The organism is Rhodomicrobium vannielii ATCC 17100, assembly GCF_000166055.1.
GTDB lineage: Bacteria > Pseudomonadota > Alphaproteobacteria > Rhizobiales > Rhodomicrobiaceae > Rhodomicrobium > Rhodomicrobium vannielii.
Genome location: NC_014664.1, coordinates 2,040,917 through 2,067,129, shown reverse-complemented (window position 1 = coordinate 2,067,129; position 26,213 = coordinate 2,040,917). Strand labels below are relative to the sequence as shown.

Below are 26,213 nucleotides of genomic sequence, written 5' to 3'. Positions count from 1 at the left end.
GCGGCTTGCACCCCGCCACGCGAATTTCTTGATCTCGTAATAATTTTAACTTATTTAATCGCAGATACTCGGACGAAGGTAAAAGTATGTCGGCAGTGCATGTCGCCTGCCGTAACTGGAGTTGGGAAACAGGTGGCGGGTATAAGCGGCAAGTTCGGCTTCACCTCGGATACAGGGCTCAAAATCGACGCTACGATTGAGGCGGACGACCTTTTTGAGGAGTTTTACGCCGACTACGACAAGGCGTTCGTGCTCGAAAACGAGAAGGAAACCTTTGAAGGCTTCGTCAGATGTTTTGCCCTCAACGGCGGAGAGACCTACGCCCAATTGGCTCTAAGGTATGGGCCATTCCGCGAGTTTGCGCTAGTTGCGCGGGATCCCTCGACAGGTGCTAGGATAGGCGGAGCAAATTTCACCGTTTTTTTGTTGCCGGCATCGGCTTCCGGAGGTGTGCAAACCGTCTCGATAAATCTGAATTACATCTTCATCAATTTGAGCGAGCGAAAACGAGGAAAGTTTAGACGGCTCGTATCCGATTTGCCCGACATAGCCATGAGGCTGTTCCAGCAAACAAACCCCGATGACGCCCTACGCGAGACTCGGTCGCAACTCCCGATATTCATCGAACAAAACGACCCGTTCAGGATGTCCCCGGATCAGTACGACCGCGACACAAGCCTTACAGGAGTCGACCAGATAAGCCGCATAAAAATCTGGGCAAGCCTGGGCGCAAGGATCGTTGATACGCCTTACGTTCAGCCGCCTTTGTCGGCCGACCAGGCACCCGACACGACACTTGTCTATGCCGTTCTCGGCTTGGAAGATGAGACGGTCGGCACCTGCCTGCTGAGCGCTCACCTCGAAAGGTTTTTCAGCATTTCGGTCCTGAAAGGCAAGGATGCCTCAACGGACGGATGTGCAAACGCACAGATTACGGAGCTGCGCGCCAAGTGCCTTCGCGGAGAGAAAGTTCCCCTTCTCCCCGGCTCGGATTTTCTCGCGAGAGGAACTGATTCAAATGTCAAATTCGCTTCACGAGAGCAGTGAAAATTGTTCTTAAGTCACCCACACTGTTGCCACCGTCATCAAGATTAAAATTTGAATGTGCACAAGAATAAATTGGTTGCTCGAGCTCTTGAGGCGCATCCGTTTGCTTGAGAGCGTGCAGCACTCTGGCCAAAAGTATGCGCCAGAGCACTCGCGTGGGCTCCTTCGAACTGGGTTCTCACCGACCTGGAGATTTGTATGTAATTAAAAATATTGGGGGACAAATCGATGCATTTTCTCTCTTGGTCTGAAGTCGAGGCTTACAAGCAATGGATTGGCAGCGCCTTCGGTGCCCTTACTCTTATTATGTTGATCGGCTACCGCTTGCGCGGCTACTATCGAGGCGTTTCCTTCATCAAACGCGTTTTGCTTGGTCCGGGCGATTCGCACAGCGAAGCACGCGCGAAAATGCTTCTGATCTTGAGAGCCGACTTCAAGTCCTTCTTCTTCTCCAACGCGAACCGCTTTGCGGCGGCCCGTAAACTCGTCGAACTGGAAATCATAAATCCTGCGGACCCCGAGCCAAACGAGTACGATTTCAAGTCGGAACAGAAATATAAAGAAAAAATAGATGCTTGGCGCAAGCAACAACAGGTCCGCGAAGCGGAAATCGTAAGCGACTTGCGCAAGGTTCTTTCTGATCCCAAAACCGGCTTTGAAGGTGATGGATGGGATCTCAAGGCGGAGATCTTCAAGTTCCTGCAGTCGCCCTTCCGCAGGTCGCAATCGCAGGGAGCCAAACAGAACTCTGTCGTCCTCAAAAGCTTTAAGAAGCTCGATGACAACCGTGAGCTTATCAAGCGCTACTTCAATGTCTTGGGTCAGATGGACCCTGACGCGGAGAAGAAGTTCCTCACTCAAACAACGATTAAGTTTGGCTACATCTCGCCGATCTTCCTCTTGACCGGCATCCTCAATCGGTTTGACGACGAGGATGGCTGGCGCTTGATCATTGATCGATACCGTGCACTGGTTAAGGACGACCGCCATTACTCGATTGAAACGCGTGAGCTTAGAGCCTTCCTGTTTAACTGCTGGCTGCTTTGGGGGCCGAGCATTTCGCCCTGCGATTGTCCTGAATGGCAGACCGAGGGCCTTACAACGACCCTGCAATACGGCTATGGTGACGAAAACCAATCCATTGACCTTATATTCAAGGATAATGACAATGGCGACTTTGGTGCGCTGATCCGGGGGCGGCTCAGCTTGAAAGACCCAAATATTGATCCGAGGATCGGCTTCGCGCCAAGCGCCATCTTGGCCGTTCCGAGCGTAGTCCAGGGCAGGTTCAAGTGGGGACCGGACCTGGGAGAAGATGTTGTCTGCGCTGCCCAAAAACTGATCCGCGACCCGGGTCGCGGCAGGGTTGTCCTGGAATGCGATCCGCAAGGGTTCCGCACAAAAAACCCGCAAAAGGATACACCTACGAATGATGTCTCAAACTACTATACCGCCTATCTTTGGATAATGTTTGTGATCCAGGATGGAAATGGGGCCCCATTTTTCCAAGAAGAAGAGGTCTACTGGAAAAATCTCCTTGTCTTCTTCGAACATGGCAACATCGCGGACGCGACCACCTTCCATACGTTAAAGAAGAATCTAGCCGCCAAGGTCTGTTCGTCCCTCAGCGAGATCTTCGCGCGCGAACAGGCCCTGGGGAGAACCTTGAGAATCGTCTATGGCGGCGCTCTCGATGATACCAATTGCGGGCATGGCAACACGTTGTACCCGCCTGCGCGTGTGGCTCATCTGGACGATCTGCCCTACGAAAAGGATACGCAGATAATCGATATTGTGAGTAACCTTGCGATGTCTACCATTGACGGCAGTCCGTTACCTCGATTTTTGGTTTTGAAGCGTGCCGTTGCCGACGGTTGCCTCGTTTTAGAGGGCGCTTCGAAAAACGGTGATCATAAGTCAGAATTTTGCTCCTGCCAGCTTCCTCAAGTCATCGAGAACTTCTACGACAAGCTTGGTAAAAGCGGCTCGGAGGGCGATCTTCGGAAGGCACAAAAAGACACGGCGCAAAACAAAACCGTCAGCCACGAGGAGTTCGTCGGGTAGACTGGCACTATAATTGCGCTTCTTGGCGTCTTTGTAATGGGCGTAAGCGGCGTTCAGCTGATGCGCTCGTCGCCAGAGCGACCAGGCGATGACGAAGGCTTTGCCAAGAGGCGGCTTCAGGGGATACGAGCGAGGAGATAGCGGATTTCCGAACGGATGGGACGAGCGCGGCCATGACGGTCAGGCGGCGATTGTTTCTGGCGGCCTCGTTTTGTTCGGCTTGCCTGATGCAGCAGCGCGTCGCAAATCGGCGGCTAGCTTGTCAAAGGGCGCCGCAGCCATGACGAGGCTCATATGGCGATGCCACCCGTGCCATGAGCGCGCTTCGCAATTGAATATAGCCGCAATATCACGCACCTTCTCAACAAAGAGCGGATCGGACGACAGTTTGAACATCTCCGAACGATGCGGCTGCCAGACACGGAGGGAATGTAGCTGATTTGCCGTTCAGGACACTATCCGCCGACTGCTCGGCGCAGCACATCGTTGATCCGGGTCTGCCAGCCGGCCCCAGTAGCGCGAAATTTATCTACCACATCCTGATCGAGGCGCAGAGACACAGCGACTTTAGGAGCGTCTGATTTTGGGCGGCCGCCGACATTCTTGCGCATTTTTTCAGCGAGAGCGGGGAATGCCTCCGCGAATGGCTTCGCGTTGGCGAAGTCCTCGTTCGTCCACTCGGGATTGCCCGGATCGCTTGCTATCTGCCTCTGAATGAAGGCCTCTTCGGCGTCAGAGAGATGTTTTTTTCCCATACAGCATCCTTTCGCGACGGCTCGCGGAGCGCATCGATATGACCGAGACGCCCTCAGAGCCAAGAACGGCGAACACCACAGCTATCGTCCCATCGGCGAAACGCCCTATAGCTTGGAAACGCTCGTGCCTCGCTTGGACGACCAGAGCGCCGAGGAAGAACTCTTCGTCCAGATCGGCGAAGTCCAAGCCATGTTTGGCGAGGTTGCTCTGCCGCTTCGGTTCGTCCCAGACGATAGTCACCATGGAGAGTGTATATACGAAAACCTCTGCTGAAAGTCAAGGTTTCTGTATATACGCGCGACAGCGTTTTTGCACGCCGGGCAGCCGCTCATCCCGATAGAGCCGTCCTCCGACGGCCCTGCAAAGCCGCGTGCAACGCTTCACGATGTGAATCGGTATGATGCGGCTTCTGCGGGATCGATGGTCCGAACACTTTGGTCGCGATTCGGCTCTTTCAGCAGCCGCAAGCTTGCGACGCTTCCATCTCGTTGACGCAAGTATAATGTGACTTGCATGAATTGCTGGGAGGCGCAGATGGCGACATATTTTGTAACGAGGCATGAGGGGGCGATCGACTGGGCGCTTCGGAAGGGAATTGAGGCGCAACTCGTGACCCATCTCGATCCTTCGAAGATCGAAAAGGGCGATGTCGTGCTCGGCACTTTGCCTGTGCAGATCATCGCGCAAATCAACGAACGCGGCGCGCGATATCTTCATCTTGAAATGTCGCTGCCGGCCGATCAACGCGGGATCGCGCTGACGGCTGATGATATGGAGCGGCTCGGAGCACAATTGATTGAATATGAGGCGCGCCGGATTTCAGAAAACTGATAGCCCGACGTCATATTTATAATGCTTGAGACAATGGGGATTGTGTCATGGCGGCATTTTACACGTGGTTCGATATCATCGCAGGATTCGTGACCGAACAGAACATTCGCATCGTGACAACCTACGCGACGTTCTTTCTGGTGGCATGGAATCTAGCGAAAACTCTGCGGAACAACCAGAAGATCACGATCATTGCAGTGAACGACCGCTCCGGCGAGAGCCTTGCCGTCGCGAGGATCCCCCGCTTCCAGGTCACACGGAGCGAAGTCCTCGGCATCATGAGGCTTCAGGCCGGGGGCAATCAGCTCGACACGAGTTGCTTCAAGTGGAACGACAAGATCCCGCGAAAGGCGCGGTTCCACTTTCCCCCTTCTTCTTTTGCGCTGCTGACCGGTCAGAAAGTTGCCGTCAATGCGTGACGCATCCACTTTTTCGAGGCGCATTCTGCTTTGCACGGTAGGACTTGCGCCTCAGATCGTGACGGAAACGCTCTACGCTCTTTGTATGGAGCGAACGCCGCCGTTCCTGCCGACCGAGATTCACGTGATCACCACCGCCCAGGGCGAGGCGCGGACGAGGCAAATGCTGCTCAATCCGCCCCAGGAGCAGCTCGCGAAATTCGAGGCCGAGTTCGGCTTTCCAGTCGCTGAAGCTCTGACGGTCGGACGCATCCATGTGGTTCAGGCGGACGGCGTTCAACTCGGGGACATCTCGACGGAGGCGCATAACAAGGCCCTCGCGGACCTCATCATTCAGACGGTGCACGAGGTGACGAGAGACGACCGTGCGGCAATCCACTTCTCGATCGCGGGGGGACGCAAGACGATGGGCGTTCTTCTTGGGCTTGCCGTTTCCCTGTTCGCCCGCCCGCAGGACAGCCTCAGTCATGTGCTCGTTGAGCCTCAGCCGCTCGAACAGCACCCGGAGTTTTTCTTCCCGCCTCGAATTGCGCGAGACCTTGAGGACAAGTTCAACCCCGGTGTACCGATCAGCACGGACAAGGCCCGGATCGTGCTGGCCGAGATCCCCTTCGTTCGGCTGCGGCAAGGGCTGCCAATGCATCTCCTTGAGGGCGCGTGGAGTTTCACCGAAACCGTCGCGCGGGCGCAGGCGGCGGTGACTTCTCCCGAACTCGTCATCGACCGGGCTGCTCAAAAAGTCTCCTGTCAGGGCATCATCTTCGAACTGACGCCGATGCAGTTTTCGCTCTATTCGCTGCTGGCGAAGCGGCGGCTCTGTGGAATGGGAAGCGATGGCTTCGTGCACTGGACCGAAATCGGCGGAGATGAATTCATCGCCGAGATCGAAAGCCTGCCGCTCACAACTTTCCACGATCTCAATCGACTGAGACGCGACTTCGCGAAAATCGGCGACACGAAACAGGAGGATCCCCGCCCGGACAAATTCGAACAGGCCAAGGCGCGCCTCAACGAGCGCATCCGCGAGCGGCTCGGTCATTTCTCGCCGACTTATGAAGTCAAATCGCGCAAGGCCAGATCGCAGTCGCTGTTGGGGCTCGACCTTCCGGTTTCGGCGATCCGGTTTGGCGCGGTGGACGACGATTCCGAAAGCAATTGAGGGAGAGGGCAATGGGACGGCTTATCGTTGGTTTGACGGGCATCTCCGTCGCTGGCCGGGAGGAGTATGAACCGGCCGACAGTTTCAGCCGCCGGGTCAGGCAGCGGCTCCGCGACGAAAAGGCAAAGGACGGCGCGCGCTACTACACGGTAGCCAGCGCCGAGATCAACGTGCTGAGCAAGCTCGGCTGCTCGGAAGAGGATCACGTGCTGCTTCTCGCAAGCGACACGCCGGTGGGGAAAGCCTGCGCCGAACTAGTCCGCGAGACGGTCAAGAACGAATTCGGCGCCGAAGGCGAGGTGCAGCCCGTGCCCGGCCTGCAAATGACCGACGCCACGCTTTTCCGCCGCGACGGCGTGCGCAATCTCTTCGAGAAACTTCGGCGCGCGCAGGCGAAGGCGCAGGAGCTTGGCCTCGACTTCGTGCTCAACATGAATGGTGGGTTCAAGTCGGTGCTGCCGTTCGCGGCGCTTTACGGCATGACGCAGCAAGCGCCGTCCTATTATTCTTACGAATGGACATCGACGCTCATCAAGCTGCCCGCGCTTCCGCTGACCTTCGACTGGGACCGGCTGGGCTTCGCGGCTGACGCGCTGATCGCGCTTCGCGACAAGGGCATCATGCAGGCGCACGAGTTCGAGGCGCTGCTGCCCGGCCACGGTTATCGCGATGATCCGCTGTTCCGCGTGCTGATCGAGGAAGACGACGGCCTCGTGGTTCCGAGTGCGGCGGGCGACCTGATGTTCGAGCGTCTTGCGTTCGAAGCGTCGACGAGCCAAGTGCTGCTGTCGCCGCGCGCCTGGCGCAAGGCCAAGGGCAGCGGCACCGAGCCCGCCACGCTCGAGGCGCTCGCCGAAATCCGCGATCCGCTGCTGCGCGCGAAGCCGGGTCATTGCGAGCGCTATGCGGGCAAGACCAACCTCCTCATCTGGAAGACCACGACGGGATCATGGCCACGCCTGTTCTACTGGGTGGAGCGCAACGGGGTTCACGTCGCCGAAATCCTGCGCCACGACGAATACGACGTCGCTACTGAAGGCAAGGGCGTGTGGCGCGAGGAATTCGACGGGGACGACTTCCACCGCTGGGAGTGAGGCGCACGAATGAGCGCCCTTTCGAGGGTGCTCGCTTCGGACGGTGCGGCGGCTTTTCGAGCAACTCGAAATCGGCCGCGGTCATCGGAACGACGACCTTATCATCCGGGAAGCTGTAGTTGGGCTCGAACCGCGTGAAATCGAGCCGCGGCCGCCCCGCCTTCATGGAAATCCACCCCGTGACTTCGGCGCGCGTGAGCACGCGGCGCGGGATCGTGCCGATCAGCTTGGTCCGCCCGTCATCCGACTGGACCCAGATCGCAATCGGCTCACGGTCCCGGCCCATCTGCCAAAGCGTGGCGCCGATACCGAGCACCCCGCCGAGCTGAATGACATTGAGGAAGGCAGTGAAGTCGTTCGAGGTCAGAAAATCCCTGAGTAAAACAAGCATCGAAAATCTCCGGAATCGTCAAAATCTGTCTGCGTGCAATGAGAAAAAGCGCCCTCAAACGGGGCGCTTTTTTATGCGGGCAAGCCGCCGAAGCGGCCTGAAAGAATTCTGGGTTTCGTTAATCAGTGAAAACGGGTTTCACGCGGGCAAGCCGCCGAAGCGGCCTGAAAGACGCATCATGAAATTATCGGAGTTCTTGCGCAGGTTTCACGCGGGCAAGCCGCCGAAGCGGCCTGAAAGGCGATCAGGCCGTATGCTGTCGCGGAAAATGGGTTTCACGCGGGCAAGCCGCCGAAGCGGCCTGAAAGCCAAAGCTAATGTTGACGTATGTCATCGAGAAGGTTTCACGCGGGCAAGCCGCCGAAGCGGCCTGAAAGGAATTGGATTACCAATCCTGACGAGGTTCGCCGTTTCACGCGGGCAAGCCGCCGAAGCGGCCTGAAAGATTTTATTTGGCGCGATATCGATGCTGTTGAAGTTTCACGCGGGCAAGCCGCCGAAGCGGCCTGAAAGGCGATGATTATCTTACTGGTATGCGGAGTCGCGAGTTTCACGCGGGCAAGCCGCCGAAGCGGCCTGAAAGTGTGGAAGGTGCATTCGGCCTCGCTCTAATCCGTTTCACGCGGGCAAGCCGCCGAAGCGGCCTGAAAGAGAAAAGCTCCTAAAAAATCGGGGTTTTGGCGAGTTTCACGCGGGCAAGCCGCCGAAGCGGCCTGAAAGGGCTACCTTGTAATCCTCTGATTTCAAAGAGCGATTTCGGCAGTTTTGACGACTCGCCAAAAGCATCCGAATTTACTCCGGGACGAAGCGTGAACTGCATTGTCACAATAGCCGAAATTGAACTAAAAATCAAGCTGTTGCCGGGTCGGCGCCGTTTTTCGAGCATTTGCCGCGTTCGATTTCTTTGGCTTTGTGGTTTCACTGTTCCCTTGCAGCCACAGTTATCAACAGGCGGGCACATCCCCATAGGGCTTTTGGATGTGTTGATTGAGGCGCGGCTGCCACAGTGTGGGTGTCCCAGTTGCGCCGCAAAACCTCCTTGCGTGCTCGCAAGCTTGCAGGCATTGTCGCTGCATCAGGGTATCTGTATTTTTGCATAGTTCATTTTTTAACGGGGATGCATGTGGGTAGCTCCGACACTTTCGATCATGTCGTTCTCATCGAGACCGCCAGCAACCAGCACACCATTTTTCAGACCAATCGCCTCCGGGAAAATATAGGGGCGTCGGAACTCATCTACAGGGTCGGCACAGTTTTCGTCGACGAAGCGGTCAAGAAGCTCGAACCCGGAAGCGCGGACATCGTCGTGCGCGCGTCGGGCAAGGCTATCGTGCTGGTGCGCGGCAGGACGAACGCCGAGGCTATCATCCGCGATGTGACGCTGCGGACGCTGCTCGAATGCCCCGGCGTCGTCGCGCGCGGCGCTCATGCCGAGATCAAGGGGCCGAGTGCGAAAGACCTCGACAATGCCATAAGGGAAGCGCACCGCCTCGTGAACGAGGTCGCGTCCCGGTTGCCGCCGCCCCAGGCGCGTTTCCAGCGGTTGCCGTTCGTCGAGAACTGCGCGTCGAGCAGCTATCCGGCGGCAGCGCTCAACTGGAAGGCAAGCCGCGACGGCAACGCACCCGCCCATTCCGAGGTGATTTTCGCCCGCCGCGATGGGAAGGTGCGTGCGGAAGCGCATGAACGTATCGGCAAGATTACCAAGGCTCCGCTGGCCCAGTCGCTCGACGCCTTCGAGGAAGCCTCCGAGGACGGCACCATCGGAGACTGGATCGCCATCGTGCACGCCGACGGCAACGGGCTGGGGCAGGTGTTCCTCAACTTCGTCGACCGAATCGAGAAAGACGCTTCAGCCGACGACTACGTCAAGGCGCTGAAGGGGTTTTCAAGCGCGGTGGACGACTGGTCGCGCGCCGCCGCCGGAAAGGCCATCGAGGAAACCTGGGGCGACATCAAGAAGAAGATCGAGGATCGGGAGAAAACCGGCAAGGGCCGCAAATACTTCCTGCCGGTCGCGCCCGTCGTGCTTGGCGGCGACGACCTCACCGTGATCTGCGAGGGCGAGCGCGCGGTGCGCTTCGCCGCAGCCTATATCCGCGCTTTCGAGGACGTGTCGCGCGAGGCGCTGGCGGGCGATCTCGGCAAGCTCGTTCCCAACATCGGCATGGATTTCGTGGCGGTGGCGGCGGGCATCGCCATCGTGAAGCCGCACTTCCCGTTCCACCGCGCCTACGAGCTCGCGGAGGAGCTGACGGGCTCCGCAAAGGCCGCGAAGAAGCATTTCAAGGAGATCCCCTGTTCGGCGCTCGATTTTCAGGTGGTGTTCGACTCCTCGGGCGGAAAGCTCGAACCGATCCGCGACCGGCTCATCCTCGAAGACGCCGACAAGACAAAGACCTCGCTCACCATGCGCCCCTACGTGGTCACCCCGCAGGAGAGGCTTGAGGCCGCGACGGACGAAGCGAAGGAGTGGGCGGAGCGCCGTCATTACAGCGAAGGCGAGCGCTCGCTTCTGTGCGCCGTCGCGGCGCTGCTCAAGAAGCCGGATCCGGACAAGGAGCGCGGGGACGATGCCTTTTTGCCCCGCTCGCAGGCCCACGCGCTGCGTGAAGCGATCTATCTCGGGCGCAAGGTGGCCGATGGGCGGCTGGCGCAGATCCATCACCGCTATCCGAATTTCGCGTGGGAGAGCCTGACCGGAAACAGTCGGAGCCTCTTCGTCGATGACGGCACCTGGAAGGACGAAGAGGGCAACGAACACAGGCTCGTCGGCACCTATCTCCTCGACGCCATGGATCTGGCCGACCTCGCCGGCCAGGCTGCCCTCGAACCCCTCGCGGCGAGCGATCAATGACCTTACAATTCAGCCTATCCATCGAAATGATCTCGGACTGGCATATCGGTTCGGGGCAAGGGCGGCATGGCTCCATCGACCGCCTCATCGACCGCGACAGGGACGATCTCCCGTACATCCCGGCTGCCACGGTTCGCGGCATCTGGCGGGACTCCGCCCAGCTTCTCGCGCGCGGCCTCGACGATGGCGTGGAGGACGGTCCGTGGTCGAAACTTGCCGACCGCCTGTTCGGCAGCGAACCCGTATTGACCCCGAAGCGCCAGGATGCGCCGACGCCGAGTCTTCTGACGGTCGATGACGCGCGCTTTCCGGCAAGCCTGCGCGCCGAATTCGCAGACGCGAGCGGCGACTCGGCGACCCGCGCCGCCGGCAAGAAGGTGCTGCGTCAGGCGCTCACCTTCATCAAGCCCGGCGTATCGATCGATCCGCGCTCCGGCACGGCGAAGGAAGACTTCCTGCGCTTCGAGGAGGTCGCGCGCGGCGGCGCCGTTCTTGAAGCGAAAGGGATTGTGGATTGCCCGGATGCCGATATGCGGGTGGTGGCAGCCTTCCTTCTGGGCGCGGCCGCGATGATCGAAAGGCTCGGCGGTAAAAGGCGTCGCGGCCTCGGGCGCTGCGCAGTGAAGCTGTCGTTCTCAAACGCCGGATTGCCTGCGGATGCAACCGGGGCGGCAGCCATACTTGGGGCTTCGGATGCGCCATCGCTGCCCAATGCGTCCAACAGCGGCGTCGAGCAGCGGGCCTTCGGTTCGGTTCAATCGGGTGACTGGCAGAAGATACCGCTCCGACTCAAGCTTCTGGCGCCGCTCGTGGCGGCTGACGATGTGCGCGGTAACGTGATCACCTGCCGGGATTACATTCCGAGCGCTCTTCTTCTCGCGCCAATCGCAAGCCGCCTTGCAGCAGCCGGACTTGCAAACATCTGGACCCTGATCGCGAATGGCGATGTCCGCATACTTGCCGCGACGCCGGAAATCGACGGTGGGCGCGGGCTTCCTGTCCCTCTCTGTTGGGAGGAAGAAAAAGCGAAGAAAGGCGAAGGCGTCTATAGGCAGATACCGCGAACCGCCAGCGGTGAAAACGCGCAATATGTTCCCATTCGGGCTGGCTTCGTTGGGGCTAGCGAGTTTCATCTGCGATCGGTTCCAAAGGTGATCCGCACGCACAACACCATTGAGGATGAGCGACAGCGTCCGGATGAAACGGTCGGCGGTGTCTACACCTACGAGGCCCTCGCACCCGGTCTTACATTCCGCTCCGAGGTTTGGATCAGGGGCGGTGCCGTCGATAGCGCCGCGCTTTCAGGGACCGTGCGCCTCGGCCGGGCGAGGCAGGCCGGATATGGCGTCGTCGAGATTGAGCCTCTTGGGGCCGCCAGCGGGGCGAGCGAGCGGAAAACGCGGGACGGATATGTCACGATCTGGCTCACCTCCGATGCCATCCTTCCGAGCGTGGAACTGGATGGCGGATTGAAGGCAATTGCCTCGGCAGTCGCGCGCTTGCTGGGCTCCCGTGCAGATGCTCTGTTTGATCTCGAAGGTTCCTGGGCGAATTTGCGGTGGAAACGCATCGATGGCTGGCAGTCGCGGTGGAACTTGCCTCGGCCGACGCTTGTCGCCTTGCAAGCGGGCTCGGTCGCCGAACTGAAACTCGCTAAAGGCGTGACCATCGATGCCGCGAAGGTAGAGGCGCTCGAACGCGAGGGGATCGGCGCGCGCAAGGGCGAAGGCTTCGGCTGCCTCCTCGTGAACCATGCCCATCTCGTGAACGAGTCTAGCGACATGCGACAAGAGAAGGCGAAGCCCGGCAGTTTTGAAGACGGCAATCAGCCTGCGGGGAAGCGCGAAAAGGATCCCCAGCAAGAAAAGTATCTGAACAGGATTCATCGCGTCGCCTGGGAACGCTGCATTGCGCTCAGGGCAGAGATGGCCGTTTCGAGCGAGGACGCGCGCAAAGAGCTTCTTGGCTGGACTGGCGCCAAGCCCAGCATGAGCCAGCTTGGCGGGCTCAGGGCAGCGATGGGTACGCTGACAGAGAAGGACATCGAATTCCTGCAAGATTGGCTCAAGCGTTTGCGGGATTCCAAAAAATGGGACGGCAAGGCGATGGATTCGCTTGAGGAGTTGCTCAAGCGGACGTGCGAAAAGACCTGGCCGCACGAAAAGATCTGGCAGAATCTCGGGTTGCAGGGACTGGACGATGAGCGGTTCTTGGGCGCTCCACGTCCCGCAACCGACGGCTTCGATTCGACAACTCATCCGGAACTCGCCCGTTTCGCGGTCCGCACTTTTATTCTCGAAGCCATGCGCGCCCACAAGCGGCATGGCGAAAAAAACGGCACGGCTGACCAGGACGGGGCCACGAACAATACTAATCAGGAGGCGGCATGAGTCGGCATATCGCGCGGCGGGTTACTGTCGAAGGGCAACTGCTCTGCCTGACGCCGCTTCACGTCGGCGGCCTCGACACCCCGTCGTCTTCGGATCTGCCGCTTGCCATGAATGGCGAGGGCAAGTTCTACGTGCCGGGCACCAGTCTGGCCGGGCCTCTTCGAGCGTGGTGCCGGGAGACCTATCCTGACACATGGATGAACCTGTGGGGTGTGGGATCGCAGGAGCTTCCAGTCGCACCTGACAATGAAAGCGAAGAGGAAAAAAAGGCTCGCACGAAACCGGACCGCGCCAGTTTCGTGATCGTCGAGGATGCGATTGTCGAGGACGGTGCCCTTGCGCCCGAGGTTCGCGATGGCGTCGGAATTGATCGCTACACGGGCACGGCCGCCGACAAGGTGAAGTTCGACCGCGAGGTCTTGCCCGCCGGAACCCGGCTTTTCTTCCATTTGGTCTTTGAAGAGACAGCCGGAGAAGCCGAAAACGCGAAAATAGTCGCGTCGCTCGTCCACGCGCTTCAGCAGGGCGCGGTGCCTTTGGGGGCATCGGTGAGTCGAGGTCTTGGTTCTGTCCGGCTTGAAAAACTTGAAGTCAACGAACAGAGGTTCGGGAGGAAGGAACATGCCCTTGCTGCTCTGCGGGGTAAGGGAGTACCCGGCGGGCTCGAGGTGCTTTGCGCCGACTGGGAAGAGCAGGCTCGCGACCGTCCACTGATCAAGATCAAAATCGAGTGGAAACCCGAAGGCCCGCTTATGGTGAAGTCAGGGGTCGATGGCATGGCCGTCGACATGCTCCCGCTGACGAGCCCGAAGGACGGCTCGTTGCGCCTCGTGCTGCCAGGCTCTTCGGTAAAAGGTGCGCTTCGTTCGCAGGCCGAACGAATAATCGCGACGCTCCTCGATCCGACCGAGCATCCAGAACTCCGGAAGAACTTTCTCAAGCAACTCGCCCGGTTTCAGATCGTTACAGATCTGTTCGGGGCCGCCAATGCATCCGCTTCTGGGGAAAACGAAAACCGGCACTGGCTTCCCGGGCGCTCGCCCCTCAGCGTCGGGGATTGCTTCTCCACAACGGAAATAAGTCCCGATGTCCAGAAGCATATGCTGAGCGGCGCGTCCGGCGCGGATCTGCGCTTCTGGACCGAAGGCCTTCCCGAACTGAAGTGGAACGATTCCGGCGAGCCCTATCTCGACCCGGCCGCGCATGTCGCCATCGACCGCTGGCTTGGCGGCGCATCTGATGGCGCGTTGTTCTCCGTACTAGAGCCGTGCAACTTTTCTTGGAACGAACTGGAGATCGTTATCGATCCCGCGCGACTTCCAAGAAGAGGTGAGGCAGGCAACACGGCCGATGCGCTCGCGGCAATAGCTCTCCTGCTGCTGACGCTCGCCGACCTTGTCGGCGGCGAGATTGCGCTCGGCTTCGGAGCGAACCGAGGGCTAGGCACGGCCAAGGCGACTGAGCTGAACCTCGATGTCCCGGCATTCGACACTCATCCGGACGGCTTCGTACGGAACGTTCTCGAGGATCTTGCTGGGTTGACGGCAAGCATCGACGGGGAAGAGGGCAAGCTGAGGCTTGACGGTGGGGCGGTCGAGCGGTTGCGCAAGGCGTGGCGAGCGGGGATCGAGCGGCTATCCCGGATGGAAAGCCCTGCAAATCAACAGATTGGAGCGGCGGCATGACCGAAAAACTCGAATATCGGCAATGGCGCTTCGAGAACATGACGGCCGCCGAAGCCCTGTCATACGTAGGCAACTCACTCGGAAGCGAGGTGTCGAGGGGCTTCGTCCTTTCGCCCGAGCAGGCCTGCTTCTGCACGCTTCGGGGTAGCGGCGCTGACGTTTCTCTTTACGGGTGCGACGAGACTGCGGAAGGGCAAGCTCTCGATCCTGACTTGGTCTTCGAGTTTCGCCTGTTTGGCCCGAATTTCGATGCTCGATGGGAGAGGACAAGCGGCCTGACGGGCGAACTCCGGATCTGCTCGGATAGCTCCGCTACGGGTCATGAAGTTCAACTCAAACAACCGAATGATGACGTGACCGAAAAGGGCGGGGAAGCCGTTCCCTATGTGATCAAGCGGGAAAACCGCTACCTCATCTGGGGCGAACCGGTCGGTAAGCCCGGCGAAGGCGGCACGAAACTGACATCGTCGCGGATCGGAACGCTCTGGGTGCCGGTCGAGAGCAGCGCGCGTGTCGAACTGACCGCGTACGAATATTTCGGAACAGCAAAATACGGCAATGCCGTCTTCGTCGGCGAGCGGCTGACGGGACTTCGGGCAGTTGCGGATGACGGCAAGAAGAGCGGAGCGAGCCAGTGACACAGTTTCACAACCCGTACAATTTCGTCCCGCTTGGCCGAAAGCTGGAGGGCCTTCTGGGGCAAGAGAAGCCCAAGGGACATGACCGCTATCACCGCGATTTGTGGAGCGGCCGCATCGAGATCGAGATCGAGACGGTAACGCCGCTTCTAATCCGCGATGCCGCGAGGGCGGAAGAACACGAGGATGACGCGGAGCATAAGACGTTCGGCGTGCGCCGAGGGCCGGACGGGCGGCCGCTTCTGCCCGCGACGAGCCTGAAGGGTGCGCTGCGCTCAGCCTTTGAAGTGGTCACGAATTCGCGGTTCAGCGTTTTCGAGAAGCACGAAAAGCCGCCGGCCAGACGAATGGCTGCCGGCGACGGCCTTGCCATGGTGCCGGCCCGGATCTCCGATGACGGATATAACCTCGAAATGCTGCTTGGCTCGCACGACGGGCTCACCTGGGGTGGGGCGCGGCCGACATGGAATAATGATTTAGGTCGTTGGATACTACCCAACGACACGCTTTATGCTGCTTGGCTACCTCAGTATCAGAAGGGCACCGGTGGGTATGATCATACACATGGTGTGCAGTTGAACGGGGGAGGCTGGCCAAAGCATGCGCAGGCGGTGAGTTGCTGGATAGAACTCTGGGCGAAAGGCCCTTTCAAGTATTGGAGAGTGCGATCGATCGCGGCAATCGGTCTTTCTTCGAACTTGCGAAAACCACCAGCGAGCACGCAGGGATATGGCCAGCATAGACCTGTCGGAGGTGTGGCTGCGCGCCTCATCCAAGTAAATGGCTGGGTCGTGAAGACGAACCAAAACTTCGGGAAAAAACACGATGAGCGTGTTTTCTTTTCAAGCTCTGGAAGCGCATCGCATCAAGTGCCTTTAGTGACTGATTGGCGGGACCGCTATATCGATCTCGTCCGTGACTATCATCGGACACATAAGAGCGACCTCGAGCAGCGCAAACGACGAAAAGAGCCATTCGATAAATTCTACGGCAACGAGCCGGGAAGGACCGCGTGGTCGCGTCATGTCTGCAATCCCGATGAAGCCCGGCTCAATCCTGGCGACCTTGTTTATGCACGCATAGACCGGGCCGGCAATATCGAGGGCTTATACCCCGTGATGATCAGCCGAGAACTCGGGCAAGCTGCACCGGAACGGCTGCTGCCCCACGAATTGCATCCAGCGACCAAATCGCGGGAACTGTCGCCAGCGGACCGCGTATTCGGCTGGGTCAATCAGCAGGGCGCGGGCGCATACAAGGGCCAGCTTCGCATCCATTCGGTCAAATGCGGGACGGCAGCCGAGGAAGCCGTCGACAAATTCGATCCCGCCCTGCCGCTCGCCATTCTGGGCGCGCCGAAAGAAGCGCAGGCGCGGTTCTATGTCGGCAAGCCAGACGGAAGAGCGATGCCAACGAACACGAACACGGCGGGCGGCGCGTATTTCGAAAAGGGCAAAGACGCTCACGAGAAATGGAACCTGCGCGGGCGGAAGGTTTATCCGCATCACGCGGCTACCCTCAGCGCCAAAGCCAAAGCCGCTGGCTATTGGGATCCAGAAAAAGCCGTAGAGGAAGCGCACTATGAACCAACAATATCAGACGAGCATATCGTCGATCTGGAAGCTCCCGGCGCAGCTTATCGCGAATATATCCGCCGGCGCGGGCTGAAACGCGACAAGAACGGCCAGCTCTCGGAGACGGGCAATCAAGACAGCCAGAACCGCTCGATTACCGAATGGGTTCGCCCCGGCACGAAATTCACCGCCGCCATCGACGTCGTCAACCTCAATATTGTCGAGCTTGGCGTTCTGCTTTGGCTGCTCGATCCACCCGTCAAGCCGCGAGCGTTTCACCGGCTCGGGGGCGGCAAGCCGCTTGGCTTCGGCAGCGCGCGGATTTCGATCACGCATGTCAGCCTGAAAACGGGTGCAGCCAAGGCTGCAGACTATCGCGCCTTTTTCGGTCAGCCCGACTATTCCGGCATCGAAGCGCCGCTCACCGGCGGCCCCACCGTCGCGGGCGCGTTCATTGCGAAGGCTGAAGCGGCGTGGGGCAGCGCCTTTGTGAGCCTGCCAAATGCGCAAGCTTTCCTGCAGGCCGCTCGGGGCTACCGTGATGGCCTCCCGACACACTACCCGCGCCGTGACCACTATCCGAATCCCGCGGGCGAAAACTATAAATGGTTCGGGGAAAACGAATCCGGCAGGAAGGAGGAACCGCGCAGGCGCAAAGGCTTACGGCTATCACTCCCGGCGATTACAGATGACGAAGGACTGCCTCTCGATCCAACGCAGTAGCGATCACATTCCTCACCGAGCATTCCTCTCCGCGCACAAAAAAACGCCCCATGGTCTGGGGCGTTTTTCATTTTGGGCAAGCCGCCGAAGCGGCCTGAGAGAGCCGGAGGCAACGCCATGCGTGAACTGAAAGGTTTCACGCGGGCAAGCCGCCGAAGCGGCCTGAGAGTTCGCGGGAAAAGACCAAAGCAGACTCTGTCCGTTTCACGCGGGCAAGCCGCCGAAGCGGCCTGAGAGGGTCATCGCGGCGGTGTTGACGAGGCCCCGCCTGTTTCACGCGGGCAAGCCGCCGAAGCGGCCTGAGAGCTGCGTGAAGCCAAGACGGTGGACGAATTCTCGTTTCACGCGGGCAAGCCGCCGAAGCGGCCTGAGAGTTCCAACATTGGCAAGCCCGTTCGTATTCGTAGTTTCACGCGGGCAAGCCGCCGAAGCGGCCTGAGAGGCGGAGGGGTGATGAAGTCCGACGATGTCATCGGTTTCACGCGGGCAAGCCGCCGAAGCGGCCTGAGAGTTTGCAACCGGCTCCACCGGTGACCAAATCCGGTTTCACGCGGGCAAGCCGCCGAAGCGGCCTGAGAGTCTCATGTACGTGATGATAGCACTTCAATTAATGTTTCACGCGGGCAAGCCGCCGAAGCGGCCTGAGAGGTCAGATATTTTTCAATCCCATCCTGTTGTTCTGGTTTCACGCGGGCAAGCCGCCGAAGCGGCCTGAGAGATGAAACACGGCGCACGAAAGCCGTGAAAAACGTTTCACGCGGGCAAGCCGCCGAAGCGGCCTGAGAGTAGCAAGAAGTGTCAAACCGACGCCGCAGGCAAGTTTCACGCGGGCAAGCCGCCGAAGCGGCCTGAGAGGTACACCTTGTAACGCACTGATTTCAAAGAGCGATTTCGGCAGTTTTGACGACTCGCCAAAAGCATCCGATTTTGCCCCGGGACGAAGCGTGAACTGCATCGTCACAATAGCGGGAATTGAACTAAAAATCAAGCTGTTGCCGGGTCGGCGCCGTTTTTCTAGCAGTTGCCACGGTCGACTTCTTTGGCTTAGTGGTTTCACTGTATCCCCTCGATCACAGTTATCAACGGGCCAGCACATCCTTGGTGGTCATCGGGTTGTATTTAATGGAGCATTTGCACAACAGTGTGGATGCCCAAGAACCACAAAAATTCCCGCTGTTTGCTTGCAAGCTTGCAGAGGTGGCTTTCGGCTGGCAAGTTGCGGCATGCTGCGCCCAGTTGAAGTTCAGTAACCGGGTAAAGCAATGCTGTCTTGGGGTTCTTTCCAGCGCCTTTTCGGCTCCGCGCCACCGCCCAGCGATTGGCCGCCTCCCCTCTCCTTGGAAGAAGAAGCAGAGCAGGACATAAGGTTTTCTCCCGCAGCCGCGCCGGTTCACGTTCTTTCTGGCGCCGCAGTCGTTCGTGTCAACAATAGCACGCTCCTCGTCGAGCGGCCAGGTGAGCCGGTTTTCGAGCGGCCCATAGAACTCGTCTCAACCTTGCATATCCATGGGTGGGCGCGCGTCACCGGCGCTTGCATCGGCCGCCTGACGGCCCAAGGCGCAACAGTCGTCTGGCGGGGCTTGCATGGATATCCCGTCGCTTTGGCCCAACCCATGCACGGCGCTGGGCTCGACATCCGCCGCGCCCAATATTTCGAGGCGGCCGGAGAACGCGGCCTCGCCATAGCGCGGGCGCTGATATCCGCGAAGATCCAGAACATGCGCGGTCTGGTGCGGCGTCGAGCCAATATCGAAGGCCGGGACTGTCTCACCGCGCTCGCCGCGCTGGCGAAAAAGGCAAAGCACGCATCCCGCGAAAGCCTGCTCGGCATCGAGGGCAGCGCCACGGCTTTCTATTTCTCGGCATGGCCGCACATGTTCGCCGCTCGCGCGGGCGATGTCGAATTCGAAGTCCGCTCGCGCCGCCCGCCGCAGAACGCCGTCAACGCGACACTCTCCTATGCGTATGCGGTGCTCAGCGCTGAATGCGTCTGCGCGCTCGCGGCCGTCGGGCTCGATCCAAGGCTCGGCGTCTTCCACCAGCCGCGCAGCGGCCGCGCCTCGCTGGCGTTGGATCTCATGGAGCCGTTCCGTCCCCTGATTGCAGACCAGGCGGTGCTGACGGGCTTCAATACAGGGCAAATCAGAACCGGCGACGCCGCGGAAGCAGACGATGGCTGGCGGCTCGGAGAGACCGGCAAGCGCACGGTCATCGATCTCATGGAGAAGCGCCTCACAACCGCGATTTCAGTCAGCGGAACAGAGCAGCAGGTGAGCTACCGCGAAGCGATCGGGCGGCAAGCCAGGGGCATCGCGACGGCTTTGCAAACGGGCGCGGGCTTCGAAGCGCTGGAGCGGCCATGAGCAAGGCGGCCCATCTTTATCTGGTTGCCTACGACATTTCCTGCCCGCGCCGTTGGAAGCGCGTTCAGAAGGTGATCAAGGGCCTTTGCCGGCGAAGCCAGTTGTCGGTTCATTTCTGCCGCGCGACACCCGCTCGTATCCGCCGCCTCGAAAACCGGTTGCATCGTATCATGCATGACGAGGAAGACCGGCTGATGGTCATCGACCTTGGCCCGGCGCATACACAGGCGCAACTCAGCTTGCTGAACCCGATCAACGATATTGCCGACCTGAAAGCCGCGATTTTGTGAGGATGGAGTCTCGAATGAATTCTCAAGCCCAGTCAGCGTGCTGCGCAGGCGCAAATCAGATCGTCGAAGGTGCTACGCTTGAAAAGGTGGTCGCGCCCGCGTGCCTTCAGCAAGCGTGGACGCGGGTTCGAAAAAACAAGGGTGGTCCCGGCGGCGACGGAGTAACAATCGAGATCTTCGCGCAAAATGCGGAGGTCGAATTGGAGAAGCTCCGAGCCGAGACGCTTGCCGGCATCTATCGGCCGCGCAAGGTGCGGCATGCCATCGTACCCAAACCAAAGGGTGGCGAGCGCAAGCTGACGATTCCATCCGTCGTGGACCGCATTCTGCAAACGGCGACGATGCTTTCGCTCGGTCAAACTGTAGACCATCACTTCAGCAGCGCGAGTTGGGCCTACCGCGAGGGACGAGGGGTCGACGACGCGCTGGCCGATCTCCGCCGACTTCGGAACAGCGGCCTTTTCTGGACTTTCGACGCAGACATCATGCAGTATTTCGACCGCATTCTTCACAAGAGGCTGATCGACGACCTGTTCATCTGGGTAGACGATCTTCGGATCGTCAGGCTCATTCAACTGTGGTTGCGGAGCTTCTCTTACTGGGGCCGTGGCATCGCGCAAGGTGCGCCGATCTCACCGCTGCTAGCCAATCTGTTCCTCCATCCGATGGATCGTCTCCTCGAGTTGGAGGGGCTTGCTTCTGTCCGCTACGCTGACGACTTCGTTGTGTTATGCAGGAGCAAGGCGCTGGCCCAGAAGGCACAGCTCATTGTGGCGTCTCATCTTGCCGCGCGCGGACTGAAGCTCAACATGAGCAAGACGCGTATCCTCGCCCCGAGTGAAGCCTTCATCTTTCTTGGACAGACGGTCGAGCCCGTCTGGGATACCCAACCATGATGCAACGGACCCAACCTGTTCAGGCCTGGCGGTGGTCGGTTTCGCCTCCCGGGCCTCACCTCACGGCGACCGTCCCCGTGATGGAGGCGATCCGCGGCGCCGCGATCTTCATGCGCCGCGAGATGGGCAACGGCCTTTTTCCGGAGAGCTTCCACGGCGCGGATAGAGGCGGACACGCCCATGCGTTCTGGCTGCCGGAGGATGAAGATGGCGATGGCCTCATCGACCACATCTGGGTTTCCTGCGCGAGCGGGATGGATGCGCGCACGATCGCAGCGCTTGCTTCCGTGGAGTGGTTCCGGGCCGAAGGCGTCCGGTATGAAGTCGCGCCCTCATGGATGGGGCCGCGTCCGCTTGACGGCATTTTCGGGCCGTCGGCGGTTTGGCAGGGGGTGACGCCTTACGTCACATCGCGGCGGCGTCTGACGAAAACCGGGAAGGAGCGAGCAGATGAAACGCCCGAGGCCCAGTTGCTGCGAGAGCTTCTGCTGAGAGGCTTGCCCGCGCCCGTCGAAATAGGCTGGGAGCCAGCCGCCTGGTGCGGCGAGGACAACGTGCTTGCATCGCAGTTCGCGATCAATTGGGATAAGCGGGGTGGGCCGCCCGCCGATGCTGTCGCGTCTTTCCCCGCAATCGTCTTCGCCGAGCCAGTTCCCGGGCCGCTCGCCTTCGGTCACGCCGCGCACTTCGGGCTAGGGCTGCTGGTTCCGCAGATTGGGTCCGCATGCAACTCCCTGCACATATCTTAACGCTTTGGGCTTGATCCGCCGTTAGGCTTCACCATCGCATGGTCTTCATCCACCCGTTTCCGAACGGCAATGGCCGTCATGCCCGCATCATGGCCGACATGGTGCTGACCCGCGTCTATAATCAAAACCCGATCCACTGGTCGGGCGGATTCGATCTGCAGAGGATGAATGAGCGGCGATTAGTGTATATCGCCGCCTTGCGTGCCGCCGACAGAGGCGATCTTGCGACCCTTCTGGCGTTTGCCTGTCACGGTGAGAGATGATCCGCGACGCCTTGGAAAAGGTTTGCACCGCGCGCTAGATAAACTTGCACTCGAAACTTGAAACATTTCAATTTAGCCCGATGGCCTTCACCAAAATTGATGCAATATAAGTGAAAACCGGAGTCACAACTGGCTCCGGTCTGCTTACTCTCTTAACGACGCGGCAGTTCGCTTGGCCGGGGCCGTTGAAAGGCCCCGGCAGCGCTACCGCTCCAACCCCGTGCTGCGGCCGCTGTGGATGACCGTCTGGGCCTCGAGTTTTTCGAGGATACCGGCCTGCCGCGCTTCCATCTTTGCGTCGATACGCAACTGGATCGTTTTCAGCCGCTCCTTGTCGATCGCATCGAGCGGTCTGGCCATTTCCCGCCGAAAGGCCCCGCCCGCATCCCGGCGCTCTTCCGTTGAAAGAAGGAGCGCGCCGTCTCGGTCGAAGACATCAATGGTGGCAAGGTTTCGAACCTCAATCGCGGTGAGCGTATGCACTAAGGTCTGCACGGCCCCGTCGTGTGCATGGGCGGAGATCCACGTTCCCGAGCCGCGCTTTTCTTTTCCGGCCTCGTAGAGGTCTACGATCCGCGCTCGCGAGATCGATTCGGGAACTGCGATAGCCACGACTCTTGTGTCGTAATCGGCCTCGCGCGCCTGGCGGAGGACGTTGAGCGTTGCGTCCTTACGCCCCAAAAAACCGTCCAGCAGAATGTTACGACGGCAGCTCACTGCTGCAAGGATGAGGCTTTCGGTCCATTTCTCGGCATCGGCTTCCGTTGCCTGCACGAACGACTTTTCATTCTCGGCCAAAATTTCGTCGGCGAGAGGATGGAGGTGCCGAGCGCCAGCTACGCTGAAAATGACCGGATCCGGGTCCATGCCTTCTATTAATGCCGCACTTATTCTCCATCGCATCGCGCCCGGCTGGGCACCGATGATGGCGAGAACCGGCTTTGCGGCGGCTTGGGCGTTCGCGAGCGTATTGTGTTTTACGGTCTCGAAGATCTCGTTGTGGATCTCAGGAGAAAGCTTGTAAGAGCGGCTGTTCACGCATCCCTCCTGAAATACTTTTTGAGAGCATGTAACTCAGCGGCGCAGTGCTCAAAGACTTCAACGCCGAAGGAAGCGTAAAGACGTCTCTGAAGCGTGATAGCCTCTTTTATTTTAGCTTCAAGAAATGCGATGTTATCCTGGTCGCCGCTACGCGTTGCATCTTTATGCTTGAGATACAGCTCGTCTATATAGGCAAACATGTCGTCAGTAGCTTGTTCTTGCCTAATAACAACCTCGCTGTTCCAACCGTCGTCCGAGCAGTCGGGCTCGCTCATGCCGGCTTTCCTCCCTGTCTTCGCCCCGAATGCTCATAACCTGTTCTCGACCTGACGCCAACCTATTTACTTAGGTATAAGTCAAAAAGGCGCAATCGAGGTCAAAGCGAGTCCTCAAGACGACCGATCGGCCCGCTTCGGCTCAGCCCAGCTTCCCTGACCGCTCTTTCCAGCCTCACCGCAAGAAACTGCAATCTGACGATGACCTCGACGAGATCGCTGGCGATCTGGCGGATTTCATTCTCCATCGTGCAACTCCGTGTTCACAACACTCGCATGATTTTTTTGTACACGATGAATTCTTAGAGCACTATCGAATACAGCGTGCTCATGGACGAGAAGAAAACTGAAACCCTGACCATCCGCCTGACGCCTTCCCAGAAGGCGCTCCTCGTGCAGCTTGCCAAGGCTGACAAGAGACCGCCCGCTCAACTCGCGGCGATCGTCATCGAGGAATGGCTCGAAGCGAAGTCAGGGGTGCCGGACAAGACCGTTCGGTAGGCCCCCTTTCCGTCACCGAACAGCGGTTGCGGTATCCCGGCCACGCTGCCCTCGCGGGCTGGATACGATGCTCATCAGAAGGGCGCGCTACTGATCGCTCGGGATTTCGAGAATAGCCGACGGACGCCGCTCGCCATCGTGCGCAGCTCCATCAGGCAGGCGTTCGAACAGGCCGGGATCGAGTTCCTGGACAACGAGGGGTTGCGGCTGAAGGGGTGAGGTCTGCGCCAAGCGCGAGAGGTAAAAATGCGCGTCGAGCAGAGGCTTTGCTGACCTCCAGGAACGCCCAGCGCCGTCCTTTTTCAGGCGAACTTCGCGCCGCAAATAGCGCCGGACCTCGCCGAAATTTCGCGCATTACCGGACGACGCTTTTGGCATCTCATCATGCTCAGTCGCCGACATGCAGACGCATGACCTGCACGTCAATTCGGTGTCGTTTGCGGCGTCCGCGTCGATCCGAAGGAGAGTAAGCGCGGCTGAAAGCGGCCCTCTTAGTGGGCCCGCTTTCACACATCTTGCCATCACTTTCGAAGGGGGGATGAGCCTTATCGCGACCACCCGTTTCGGGCGCAGAAAGGTGCTAGAACGCGTCTAGCATGTTGCTAGATCGAAATGACCCAAATTTCTAGCAACATGCTAGCAAGTGGCTAGAATGGATCTATCACTTCAGCCTAACTTCCTTCTAGCAACATGCTAGAAGGAAGTTCATCCGAGGTGCTAGAACGAATTCGGCGTGAGGCGATAGAAGGAAGCGACGATTTTAGGGATCGCAAATGATCCTGGCATAAGGTCGACCTTTGTAACCACCCGGATTGGCGCGGCCAAGCAAACTTGAGCATGCCTCCGGAGGTTGCAGCATGATGCGATCGCGAAAGTCTGCCACGCGTCGATCCACGCGCGCAAGACCGCTCCCTTGATCGCATCCTTGCGTTCGGCCTCAGCAACGCCAAGCTCGATCGTTCGCCGAGATGAACAGTTCCGCGCGCGTTGCGCCCGCCGCCTATGCAGGGAGCCCCGCGTTCGCCCGTTCCGGCGGGCGCAGCTCCGAGAGGGCGTTGGTATCGAGCAGGAACATCAGCAGAGGTCAGTGGGCGGCGAAGCCGTCGTCGAGGCGCGGCGGCTCGAAGACGGAATTGGCGTTCGGCCGATCCTGTCGCAGGAGATGATCGAGGAGCGAACTTTCATGCTCGCCGGAAAGGCGGCGGAACGCATCATATTTGATCAGGACGACGGCCGCCGCCGCGTCAGCCGGATGCTTCTTCACTCGCATCGAGCGAGGCCCGGAAGCTCCGTTCGACCCATTCGACAAGGGACACGCCCTCTCGTTCGGCCGCCTTCGTCACGGCTTCCTTGAGGTCTAGTTCAATCCGCACATTGAACTGCGACAGCGGCCCCTTCGGCTTGGCGTCGCCCGCGCGCCGGATGAGACGGCCGGTTGCCTTCAGCGGCGTTTGCGCGTGTCGCCTCGGTGTCCCGAAGCCCTTGGCGAGCGAGATCTGCATCGCATCGCTCATGGTGCGGCCGCTTTCACCCTCGCTCATTCCCCGCCTCCTTCGGCCTGCGCCGCAAGTTCCTTGACCTCGCGCCAGAGCGCGGTCATTTCGGCTTGCGCCTTCGCATTCATCTCATGCCCGGCCTTGCCGTGGATCGGCGCTTCCATGAAGCAGCGGTCGAAGGTGATCTTCGTCCGGAAAACCGTTCCGAATGGAGACAGCGCGTCTTCGGTTTGCCGCGCGAGGTCGTCGAGGCTCTTGTGATAGCCGACCAGGACGAAGCCGAACGGCTTTTTATGCTCGCGGCACAGATCGGACACTTGCTTGGCCGCCATCGCGTCGAAGAAGCTCGTCCGCGTCGGGATCACCACGGCTTCGGCAATTTTGATCGCCTCTTCGATGACGCCGAGGTCGTAGGGCGAGGTGTCGATGAAGATCCAGTCGAAGATCGCCGCATAGCGCCTGACGTCGTCCGCGAGCGCGCCCTCCAGGCGAATGAGATAGGGGGCCGCCGGCTCGCCGCGAAGCGCCCACCACTGGCTCAAGGATCCGAGGCTGTCGTCGAGATCGACGATCCCGACCTGGCGCGTTTCCTGGGCGGCAAGCACCGATAGCCCTGCCGCAAGCGAGCTTTTGCCCACGCCTCCCTTTGTCGATGTGATCGTGATCGTCGTCATGGGTCTTTCCGGATCGCCGCACCGCAGATCGCACTCT

General features: G+C 59.5%; 27 protein-coding genes, 1 pseudogene and 2 CRISPR repeat arrays. Of the genes and pseudogenes, 17 read left to right on the top strand and 11 right to left on the bottom strand.

The features are described from left to right. Positions 1-99: 99 nt before the first annotated feature. Positions 100-1,047, top strand: coding sequence for a hypothetical protein (locus RVAN_RS09500; RefSeq protein ID WP_013419518.1), 948 nt, complete (start codon positions 100-102; stop codon positions 1,045-1,047). Positions 1,048-1,275: 228 nt separating this feature from the next. After that, the gene (locus RVAN_RS09495) at positions 1,276-3,111 is read left to right on the top strand and encodes a hypothetical protein (protein ID WP_013419517.1); all 1,836 of its coding nucleotides are present in this window, start codon (positions 1,276-1,278) and stop codon (positions 3,109-3,111) included. A gap of 180 nt (positions 3,112-3,291) precedes the next feature. On the opposite strand, the pseudogene RVAN_RS21170 reads toward RVAN_RS09495, so the two are convergent. The 3 genes and pseudogenes from RVAN_RS21170 to RVAN_RS09480 all read right to left on the bottom strand — a co-directional run. Beyond that, positions 3,292-3,525: pseudogene (locus tag RVAN_RS21170) on the bottom strand (hypothetical protein); the annotation flags it as partial. 41 nt (positions 3,526-3,566) lie between these two features. Next, positions 3,567-3,866 (bottom strand): BrnA antitoxin family protein, encoded by a 300-nt coding sequence (locus tag RVAN_RS09485; protein WP_013419516.1) that lies wholly within the window; start codon positions 3,864-3,866, stop codon positions 3,567-3,569. Then, the gene (locus tag RVAN_RS09480; protein ID WP_013419515.1) at positions 3,844-4,110 is read right to left on the bottom strand and encodes a BrnT family toxin; all 267 of its coding nucleotides are present in this window, start codon (positions 4,108-4,110) and stop codon (positions 3,844-3,846) included. The genes RVAN_RS09485 and RVAN_RS09480 overlap by 23 nt, the downstream gene beginning before the upstream one ends. A gap of 270 nt (positions 4,111-4,380) precedes the next feature. Here RVAN_RS09480 and csx16 point away from each other — a divergent pair, with 270 nt between their 5' ends. The 4 genes from csx16 to RVAN_RS18960 are packed head-to-tail and all read left to right on the top strand — an operon-like array spanning position 4,381 to position 7,370. Continuing rightward, positions 4,381-4,698, top strand: coding sequence for a CRISPR-associated protein Csx16 (gene csx16 / locus RVAN_RS09475; RefSeq protein WP_342410968.1), 318 nt, complete (start codon positions 4,381-4,383; stop codon positions 4,696-4,698). Positions 4,699-4,745: 47 nt separating this feature from the next. Next, positions 4,746-5,117 (top strand): hypothetical protein, encoded by a 372-nt coding sequence (locus tag RVAN_RS09470; RefSeq protein ID WP_013419513.1) that lies wholly within the window; start codon positions 4,746-4,748, stop codon positions 5,115-5,117. Beyond that, positions 5,110-6,276 (top strand): CRISPR-associated ring nuclease Csm6, encoded by a 1,167-nt coding sequence (gene csm6, locus RVAN_RS18965; RefSeq protein WP_013419512.1) that lies wholly within the window; start codon positions 5,110-5,112, stop codon positions 6,274-6,276. Before RVAN_RS09470 ends, csm6 begins: the two co-directional genes overlap by 8 nt. Before the next feature lie 11 nt (positions 6,277-6,287). Further along, entirely contained in the window at positions 6,288-7,370 is a 1,083-nt protein-coding gene (locus RVAN_RS18960) for a putative CRISPR-associated protein (RefSeq protein ID WP_013419511.1), read from the top strand. On the opposite strand, the gene RVAN_RS19645 is transcribed toward RVAN_RS18960, so the two are convergent. Then, positions 7,306-7,761: a hypothetical protein gene (locus tag RVAN_RS19645; RefSeq protein ID WP_013419510.1), complete on the bottom strand. Its 456-nt coding sequence runs from the start codon at positions 7,759-7,761 to the stop codon at positions 7,306-7,308. The two genes, RVAN_RS18960 and RVAN_RS19645, sit on opposite strands and share 65 nt — an antisense overlap. A 68-nt stretch (positions 7,762-7,829) precedes the next feature. Next, positions 7,830-8,481: direct repeats of the CRISPR family, unit length 36 nt; unit sequence GTTTCACGCGGGCAAGCCGCCGAAGCGGCCTGAAAG. Positions 8,482-8,884: 403 nt separating this feature from the next. Here RVAN_RS19645 and RVAN_RS09450 point away from each other — a divergent pair. The 10 genes from RVAN_RS09450 to RVAN_RS09405 all read left to right on the top strand — a co-directional run bounded on the left by RVAN_RS09450 (position 8,885) and on the right by RVAN_RS09405 (position 22,189). Continuing rightward, the gene (locus RVAN_RS09450; protein WP_155942411.1) at positions 8,885-10,618 is read left to right on the top strand and encodes a Cas10/Cmr2 second palm domain-containing protein; all 1,734 of its coding nucleotides are present in this window, start codon (positions 8,885-8,887) and stop codon (positions 10,616-10,618) included. Then, the gene (locus RVAN_RS09445; protein WP_013419508.1) at positions 10,615-13,008 is read left to right on the top strand and encodes an RAMP superfamily CRISPR-associated protein; all 2,394 of its coding nucleotides are present in this window, start codon (positions 10,615-10,617) and stop codon (positions 13,006-13,008) included. The genes RVAN_RS09450 and RVAN_RS09445 overlap by 4 nt, the downstream gene beginning before the upstream one ends. Beyond that, a complete protein-coding gene (locus RVAN_RS09440) occupies positions 13,005-14,693 on the top strand; it encodes an RAMP superfamily CRISPR-associated protein (RefSeq protein WP_013419507.1) in 1,689 nt (562 codons plus the stop codon). Before RVAN_RS09445 ends, RVAN_RS09440 begins: the two co-directional genes overlap by 4 nt. Continuing rightward, positions 14,690-15,331 (top strand): type III-D CRISPR-associated protein Csx19, encoded by a 642-nt coding sequence (csx19, locus tag RVAN_RS09435; RefSeq protein ID WP_013419506.1) that lies wholly within the window; start codon positions 14,690-14,692, stop codon positions 15,329-15,331. The genes RVAN_RS09440 and csx19 overlap by 4 nt, the downstream gene beginning before the upstream one ends. Next, positions 15,328-17,628 carry a TIGR03986 family type III CRISPR-associated RAMP protein gene (locus RVAN_RS09430; protein WP_013419505.1) on the top strand — a complete coding sequence of 767 codons (2,301 nt, stop codon included), beginning with the start codon at positions 15,328-15,330 and terminating at the stop codon, positions 17,626-17,628. The genes csx19 and RVAN_RS09430 overlap by 4 nt, the downstream gene beginning before the upstream one ends. 65 nt (positions 17,629-17,693) lie before the next feature. Then, positions 17,694-18,483: a CRISPR direct-repeat array (repeat unit 36 nt; unit sequence GTTTCACGCGGGCAAGCCGCCGAAGCGGCCTGAGAG). A 407-nt stretch (positions 18,484-18,890) separates the two neighbouring features. Continuing rightward, positions 18,891-19,991, top strand: coding sequence for a CRISPR-associated endonuclease Cas1 (gene cas1, locus RVAN_RS18950; protein WP_013419504.1), 1,101 nt, complete (start codon positions 18,891-18,893; stop codon positions 19,989-19,991). Continuing rightward, positions 19,988-20,281, top strand: coding sequence for a CRISPR-associated endonuclease Cas2 (gene cas2 / locus RVAN_RS09420; RefSeq protein WP_013419503.1), 294 nt, complete (start codon positions 19,988-19,990; stop codon positions 20,279-20,281). Before cas1 ends, cas2 begins: the two co-directional genes overlap by 4 nt. A 14-nt stretch (positions 20,282-20,295) precedes the next feature. Beyond that, positions 20,296-21,177 (top strand): reverse transcriptase domain-containing protein, encoded by an 882-nt coding sequence (locus tag RVAN_RS09415; RefSeq protein WP_013419502.1) that lies wholly within the window; start codon positions 20,296-20,298, stop codon positions 21,175-21,177. Then, the gene (gene csb2 / locus RVAN_RS09410; protein ID WP_081449440.1) at positions 21,174-21,926 is read left to right on the top strand and encodes a type I-G CRISPR-associated protein Csb2; all 753 of its coding nucleotides are present in this window, start codon (positions 21,174-21,176) and stop codon (positions 21,924-21,926) included. Before RVAN_RS09415 ends, csb2 begins: the two co-directional genes overlap by 4 nt. Before the next feature lie 38 nt (positions 21,927-21,964). Beyond that, positions 21,965-22,189, top strand: coding sequence for a Fic family protein (locus tag RVAN_RS09405; RefSeq protein ID WP_049779313.1), 225 nt, complete (start codon positions 21,965-21,967; stop codon positions 22,187-22,189). A 204-nt stretch (positions 22,190-22,393) separates the two neighbouring features. Here the strand turns inward: RVAN_RS09405 and RVAN_RS09400 are convergent, their stop codons facing one another. From RVAN_RS09400 to RVAN_RS20180, 3 genes are all read right to left on the bottom strand, one after another. Next, entirely contained in the window at positions 22,394-23,227 is an 834-nt protein-coding gene (locus RVAN_RS09400; RefSeq protein ID WP_013419501.1) for a zeta toxin family protein, read from the bottom strand. Next, positions 23,224-23,505 carry a hypothetical protein gene (locus tag RVAN_RS09395; protein WP_013419500.1) on the bottom strand — a complete coding sequence of 94 codons (282 nt, stop codon included), beginning with the start codon at positions 23,503-23,505 and terminating at the stop codon, positions 23,224-23,226. The genes RVAN_RS09400 and RVAN_RS09395 overlap by 4 nt, the downstream gene beginning before the upstream one ends. Before the next feature lie 101 nt (positions 23,506-23,606). Next, positions 23,607-23,753, bottom strand: a complete 147-nt coding sequence (locus RVAN_RS20180; RefSeq protein ID WP_013419499.1) for a hypothetical protein — start codon at positions 23,751-23,753, stop codon at positions 23,607-23,609. 82 nt (positions 23,754-23,835) lie between these two features. Between RVAN_RS20180 and RVAN_RS20175 the strand changes: the two genes are divergently transcribed. Next, on the top strand, positions 23,836-24,006 hold the full coding sequence (locus tag RVAN_RS20175; RefSeq protein WP_013419498.1) for a hypothetical protein: 171 nt from the start codon (positions 23,836-23,838) through the stop codon (positions 24,004-24,006). Between the two features lie 87 nt (positions 24,007-24,093). On the opposite strand, the gene RVAN_RS20170 is transcribed toward RVAN_RS20175, so the two are convergent. The 4 genes from RVAN_RS20170 to RVAN_RS09370 all read right to left on the bottom strand — a co-directional run bounded on the left by RVAN_RS20170 (position 24,094) and on the right by RVAN_RS09370 (position 26,176). Then, the gene (locus RVAN_RS20170; RefSeq protein ID WP_013419497.1) at positions 24,094-24,384 is read right to left on the bottom strand and encodes a hypothetical protein; all 291 of its coding nucleotides are present in this window, start codon (positions 24,382-24,384) and stop codon (positions 24,094-24,096) included. A gap of 706 nt (positions 24,385-25,090) precedes the next feature. Next, positions 25,091-25,276 (bottom strand): hypothetical protein, encoded by a 186-nt coding sequence (locus tag RVAN_RS09380; RefSeq protein ID WP_013419496.1) that lies wholly within the window; start codon positions 25,274-25,276, stop codon positions 25,091-25,093. Further along, on the bottom strand, positions 25,251-25,547 hold the full coding sequence (locus RVAN_RS09375; protein ID WP_013419495.1) for a toxin-antitoxin system HicB family antitoxin: 297 nt from the start codon (positions 25,545-25,547) through the stop codon (positions 25,251-25,253). Before RVAN_RS09375 ends, RVAN_RS09380 begins: the two co-directional genes overlap by 26 nt. Then, on the bottom strand, positions 25,544-26,176 hold the full coding sequence (locus tag RVAN_RS09370; protein WP_013419494.1) for a ParA family protein: 633 nt from the start codon (positions 26,174-26,176) through the stop codon (positions 25,544-25,546). Before RVAN_RS09370 ends, RVAN_RS09375 begins: the two co-directional genes overlap by 4 nt. Positions 26,177-26,213 lie beyond the last annotated feature (37 nt).

What these genes read in the sequence shown, in the direction of transcription:
- RVAN_RS09500 (WP_013419518.1), top strand. Translation starts at nt 100, where the DNA reads ATGTCGCCTGCCGTAACTGGAGTTGGGAAACAGGTGGCGGGTATAAGC.
- RVAN_RS09495 (WP_013419517.1), top strand. Translation starts at nt 1,276, where the DNA reads ATGCATTTTCTCTCTTGGTCTGAAGTCGAGGCTTACAAGCAATGGATT.
- RVAN_RS09485 (WP_013419516.1), bottom strand. Translation starts at nt 3,866, where the DNA reads ATGGGAAAAAAACATCTCTCTGACGCCGAAGAGGCCTTCATTCAGAGG.
- RVAN_RS09480 (WP_013419515.1), bottom strand. Translation starts at nt 4,110, where the DNA reads ATGGTGACTATCGTCTGGGACGAACCGAAGCGGCAGAGCAACCTCGCC.
- csx16 (WP_342410968.1), top strand. Translation starts at nt 4,381, where the DNA reads ATGAATTGCTGGGAGGCGCAGATGGCGACATATTTTGTAACGAGGCAT.
- RVAN_RS09470 (WP_013419513.1), top strand. Translation starts at nt 4,746, where the DNA reads ATGGCGGCATTTTACACGTGGTTCGATATCATCGCAGGATTCGTGACC.
- csm6 (WP_013419512.1), top strand. Translation starts at nt 5,110, where the DNA reads ATGCGTGACGCATCCACTTTTTCGAGGCGCATTCTGCTTTGCACGGTA.
- RVAN_RS18960 (WP_013419511.1), top strand. Translation starts at nt 6,288, where the DNA reads ATGGGACGGCTTATCGTTGGTTTGACGGGCATCTCCGTCGCTGGCCGG.
- RVAN_RS19645 (WP_013419510.1), bottom strand. Translation starts at nt 7,761, where the DNA reads ATGCTTGTTTTACTCAGGGATTTTCTGACCTCGAACGACTTCACTGCC.
- RVAN_RS09445 (WP_013419508.1), top strand. Translation starts at nt 10,615, where the DNA reads ATGACCTTACAATTCAGCCTATCCATCGAAATGATCTCGGACTGGCAT.
- RVAN_RS09440 (WP_013419507.1), top strand. Translation starts at nt 13,005, where the DNA reads ATGAGTCGGCATATCGCGCGGCGGGTTACTGTCGAAGGGCAACTGCTC.
- csx19 (WP_013419506.1), top strand. Translation starts at nt 14,690, where the DNA reads ATGACCGAAAAACTCGAATATCGGCAATGGCGCTTCGAGAACATGACG.
- cas1 (WP_013419504.1), top strand. Translation starts at nt 18,891, where the DNA reads ATGCTGTCTTGGGGTTCTTTCCAGCGCCTTTTCGGCTCCGCGCCACCG.
- cas2 (WP_013419503.1), top strand. Translation starts at nt 19,988, where the DNA reads ATGAGCAAGGCGGCCCATCTTTATCTGGTTGCCTACGACATTTCCTGC.
- RVAN_RS09415 (WP_013419502.1), top strand. Translation starts at nt 20,296, where the DNA reads ATGAATTCTCAAGCCCAGTCAGCGTGCTGCGCAGGCGCAAATCAGATC.
- csb2 (WP_081449440.1), top strand. Translation starts at nt 21,174, where the DNA reads ATGATGCAACGGACCCAACCTGTTCAGGCCTGGCGGTGGTCGGTTTCG.
- RVAN_RS09405 (WP_049779313.1), top strand. Translation starts at nt 21,965, where the DNA reads ATGGTCTTCATCCACCCGTTTCCGAACGGCAATGGCCGTCATGCCCGC.
- RVAN_RS09395 (WP_013419500.1), bottom strand. Translation starts at nt 23,505, where the DNA reads ATGAGCGAGCCCGACTGCTCGGACGACGGTTGGAACAGCGAGGTTGTT.
- RVAN_RS20180 (WP_013419499.1), bottom strand. Translation starts at nt 23,753, where the DNA reads ATGGAGAATGAAATCCGCCAGATCGCCAGCGATCTCGTCGAGGTCATC.
- RVAN_RS20175 (WP_013419498.1), top strand. Translation starts at nt 23,836, where the DNA reads ATGGACGAGAAGAAAACTGAAACCCTGACCATCCGCCTGACGCCTTCC.
- RVAN_RS20170 (WP_013419497.1), bottom strand. Translation starts at nt 24,384, where the DNA reads ATGCCAAAAGCGTCGTCCGGTAATGCGCGAAATTTCGGCGAGGTCCGG.
- RVAN_RS09380 (WP_013419496.1), bottom strand. Translation starts at nt 25,276, where the DNA reads ATGCGAGTGAAGAAGCATCCGGCTGACGCGGCGGCGGCCGTCGTCCTG.
- RVAN_RS09375 (WP_013419495.1), bottom strand. Translation starts at nt 25,547, where the DNA reads ATGAGCGAGGGTGAAAGCGGCCGCACCATGAGCGATGCGATGCAGATC.
- RVAN_RS09370 (WP_013419494.1), bottom strand. Translation starts at nt 26,176, where the DNA reads ATGACGACGATCACGATCACATCGACAAAGGGAGGCGTGGGCAAAAGC.